This window comes from Stieleria sp., assembly GCF_041595215.1.
Lineage (GTDB): Bacteria > Planctomycetota > Planctomycetia > Pirellulales > Pirellulaceae > Stieleria > Stieleria magnilauensis.
In genome coordinates this window covers 1-4052 of the sequence record NZ_JBFHKV010000819.1, presented here as the reverse complement: position 1 = coordinate 4052, position 4052 = coordinate 1, and the positions used below count along the sequence as shown (strand labels likewise).

Annotated in this window: 4 protein-coding genes; all 4 read right to left on the bottom strand. The window is 58.0% G+C overall.

The window, feature by feature from the left end; all coding sequences use genetic code 11:
* Window positions 1-842: DUF1549 domain-containing protein (locus ABX749_RS24680; protein WP_372898334.1), on the bottom strand; the 842-nt coding region annotated here is incomplete at its 3' end.
* A gap of 413 nt (window positions 843-1255) precedes the next feature.
* Complete coding sequence (locus ABX749_RS24675; protein ID WP_372898333.1) at window positions 1256-2095, bottom strand: hypothetical protein; 840 nt, start codon at window positions 2093-2095, stop codon at window positions 1256-1258.
* Between the two features lie 105 nt (window positions 2096-2200).
* A complete protein-coding gene (gene folE2, locus ABX749_RS24670) occupies window positions 2201-3025 on the bottom strand; it encodes a GTP cyclohydrolase FolE2 (RefSeq protein ID WP_372898332.1) in 825 nt (274 codons plus the stop codon).
* Window positions 3026-3604: 579 nt separating this feature from the next.
* Window positions 3605-4052 (bottom strand): tetratricopeptide repeat protein (locus ABX749_RS24665; RefSeq protein WP_372898331.1); only part of this gene is annotated, 448 nt, incomplete at its 5' end.

Here is a 4052-nt window from a genome sequence, read left to right as displayed (position 1 = left end):
TCGCGTGACGCGTCGGGCAACAAATCACCGGCGAGCTGTTGGCGAAGGAATTGGTCGTAGCCAAGATTGCGATTGAACGCATCGACTACCCAATCACGGTAGGGCCACACGAAGCGATCACGATCGACCTGGTAGCCGTACGTGTCGCTGTACCGCGCCACGTCCAACCAATCGGCGGCCATCCGTTCGCCATAGCGAGGATCAGCCAACAGCCGGTCGATCACTGTTTCGATGGCTCCGGTGGAGGTGTCGGCCAGAAAGTCATCGAGTTCGGCAATCGTCGGCGGCAGCCCGATCAGGTCGAACGTGATTCTGCGCAGCAACGTTTCTTTGTCGGCGGCAGGTGCAAGTGGAAGCGATTGTTGTTGCAGCGGGTGGAGAATGAAGTGATCGATCGGGTTGACGGCCCGGTCGCTGGCAACCACGGGCACGGGGCGGGCGAGCGGCGTTTGAAAGGACCAATGGGCTTGGTAGGAGGCGCCTTCGTTGACCCAGCGGCGAATCAATTGTTTTTGCTTGTCCGTCAGCGCGCGTTCGCTGTCCGCCGGGGGCATCAATGTCTCGGGATCGTCGCTCAAGATCCTCGCCACCAACTCGCTGGACTCGGCATCCCCTGCAACGACGGCCCATTCCTTCGCGCCTTCTTCGGTGTCCAACCGCAACTCGGCTTGTCGAGCGGAAGCATCGGGGCCGTGACAGTGGTAACAGTTCTCCGACAGGATCGGGCGGATGTCGCGGTTGAACTGAAGCGGCTCGTCGGCTGACGCGGTGTCGGTCGACGTCCACTGGATCGTCAGACCCACGAGGATGATCGGGAAACAGAAGCGAATCAGTCGCAGCATGACGGTATCAGGTGGGACAGGCGGGGAGGGCTGGACTGACGATTATACCCGAGTCGGTTTGCCGGACGTCTGTTTTTCGCGGGGTGTCCGAGGATGCGAAGGAAGTGGTGGGCAGCCGGTTGTGCCCTGCGGACGCGTTTTTGTGATTTCGTTGATCGAGTCAGCCAGGTGTGGGGTGCGATTCGGCAGGGCACGGTGGCTGGGTGGAGAGGTAGGAAGATTTTTTGGGTAGGAAGATTTTTGGGTAGGAAGATTTTGGGGTAGGAAGATTTTGGGGATAGGAAGATTGGCTCAATCGAGTTGATGGAGTCCTTCATCATTTTCTTACCTCCGAAATCTTCCTACCTGCTTTCCGCAACGGCTAAAGATCGTTGCGCGCGAACGTGCGTGAACCGGTTGACGTCAGTTGTTAATCACCGATTCGATTCGCCGTCATCCGGCGGTCGTTGGGAATCGTCGCCGCCGCGGTTTGGATCTGGTTCCGGATCGACATTCGCCGATTTGGTTGCAGGCGGATCCATCCGAATGTGTCGCGTCTGGAATTCGGTGATTTCACTCAGCAACACGATCTTCTGCCAGATCTTTCGCGACAGTCCCGTCGTCAGCTGTTCGACTTCGCTGACCGCGGCGACGGATGCGGAATCATTGAATCGCTGGACGTAGAGCGCTGCGATCTTGCCGATCAGGGACAGCATTTCGGTGCAGTAGTCCAGGTAGCGGTTCAGCTCCAACGGGCTCATCGCTTCGGCTGGCGAATGGTCGGTTTGACGATAACGTTCCAGCATCCGTTCGGGATCTTTGGTCAACTGGTGCATGTCCACGACGTGTGCGATCGATCGCAATTCATGCACGGCCACCAAGGCGCGGCGACGCTTGATGCGAATTTCTAGACTTGTCAGAAAGTAGAGCGTCGCGCCCAGCACGATCAGCGTGTTTCCGCCCGCGTCGAACATTCCGATCAGATCGGTCCAGCCGATCGCTTCATCTTTGAATCGGACCGAGTGGGTGACGAACCAAATCATCGAACCGACCAGTACCATCACCATGATGGCCAGCACATAGCCGCAGATACGAATCCACCAGACCGACTCGCCAATCCCCTGTGCCCGAACGGCTGACTTTTCGGCGACCTCAAGCAACTGGGTGCACAGATCGGACAGTCCACTGCGGGGAAAGCGATCGGAAATGCGTTGGTGCAGCGCCGCGACCGTTTCGACGATCGCTCGTTCGCTAAGGATCAGTTTGGAGGACATGGTCGGCTGAGCAGGAGGCTTGGGACAGCAGCCGACCATTCTAACCGACCCGCGACCGACAGGCTGGAAGCCTATTGCAGTGTTCGATGGCGGGTCGCGAAACGATCACTCTTCGCGTTTATCGCATTCGATGAAGGCGTACGCATTGTGATTGTGGATCGATTCGTAGTTTTCGCTGCTGCACTGGTACCAGACGATCCGGTCGTCGTTGTTGAGTGCAACGGCCAAGTCACGCACGATGTCTTCGACGAACTTGGGATTCTCGTAAGCTCGTTCGGTGACCCATTTTTCATCGGGTCGTTTCAACACGCTGAACACCTGTGTCGAAGCACATTGTTCGACGATCCCGAACAGTTCTTCGATCCACAAGTGGACGCCTTCGGCCATTCGGACTTTGACCGTCATGTCACAGCGTTGGTTGTGGGCGCCGTAGTCTGAGATTTCCTTGGAGCAGGGGCACAGGCTGGTCGCCGGGATCTTCAACGTCATCACGAAGTCATCGGTTCCGTTGCTGGCCAATTCAAAGGCGACGTCAAAGTCCAGCTTTCCGGACTGGCCGCTGACGGGGGCTTTTTTGTCGACGAAGTACGGAAAGCTGAGTTCCAGGTAGGCGTCCTCGGACTCCAGTTTCTCCTTCATCCGATTGGCCACCAACGGCAACGCGTCGCTGCTGAGTTCTTCGTGGTATTCGTTGAGCACCTCCAGGAACCGCGACATGTGGGTTCCCTTCACATCGTGCGGCAGCGAAACAAACATGTTGATCGTCGCGACGGTGTGAATGAACTCGTTGCCTTTTCCTTTGCCCGGCGTCCGCAAGGAGATGGGGTACCGCACGTTGGTCACGCCGACTTTATTGATCGCGACCTTTCGTCCGTCGCCGGTCGATTGGATGTCGGGCAACGGGGTCGCGGTGATGGAAGCTTCGGTCATGGGCTGTTTGTATCTATACAAAAGGGTGATCGGTGGTGAGCGATCGGATTGAATCGCCCCGACTGCGGACGCATCCGCGAACCGAAAAAGTTGCTTCGGAGTCACTGTGCCGAGCGAACACGCTGGCGCAGTCGTCCAAATCGTTTGGCGGTGGTTAAACAGTTAAGCGGGGAAAGGCGGCTACCGCGGGCGAGCCTTTCCCAGCTGGCGGGAGTACGTTGCTCAAAATCGCAAATTGCGATCGAGCCGTTTGCAAGCGCAGTCGTCCCGGCCCGTCCAGTGTGACGTGGCGGCAACCCCTACACAATGGCTGACCCGCGACGAGCCGCAAAACGCCGTTGATTTACCGGGAAAATGCGTCGGAAAATCGACCAGATTGGGGCCTTGATCACTGTCCAAGTGTCCGGTGGTGCCGCCGCTCGGGCTGGCGCGAACCGTTGGGCTTGACCTTGAAAGACCGGAGGGCGCGCGCCCTGCCGCTAACAAAAAGCACCCCATGTGGTGACCAAGTAAGCAGCAATGGGGCAGCGCCGTCGGCTCACGAACCCGACGGGCTGGAAGCGGATCCCACCTCTCTCGTTACTGGCGCAGTTGAGCCGCTTTTTCAAAGCATTCTGCGGCCAGCTCATTCTCGCCGAGGGATTCGTGCAAGCGGCCCAGTGACTCGTAGGCCGACGCTTGCCGCAGCCCCTGACTGACGAAGACGGCTTGCATCAAATACCCCTTCGCCGCCTCGGTGTGGCCTTGCATGGCCAAAAGCTCACCAAACGGACGACAAGCTCGATCGAAGTTTCCGATTTTGAATAATTCAGTGTACTGCTCGATCGCGGCGTCGATTTGTCCCTCGTGGACCAAACAGTCCGCCACGATGTACCGACTTTCCAAGTCCAACGGCAGCAACCGCAGGGCGTCGTCGGCGTTTCTCCGAGCCTCCTCGAATTTCCCCGCCCAATGGGTCAGTTTGGCCAAATTTCGAAACGCGACCGCTTGGGTCCGCAGATCAATGTTGCTCTCCACGACTCGCGTG

Coding starts and splice junctions, on each gene's coding strand:
- ABX749_RS24675 (WP_372898333.1), bottom strand. CDS start 2,095: ATGTCCTCCAAACTGATCCTTAGCGAACGAGCGATCGTCGAAACGGTC.
- folE2 (WP_372898332.1), bottom strand. CDS start 3,025: ATGACCGAAGCTTCCATCACCGCGACCCCGTTGCCCGACATCCAATCG.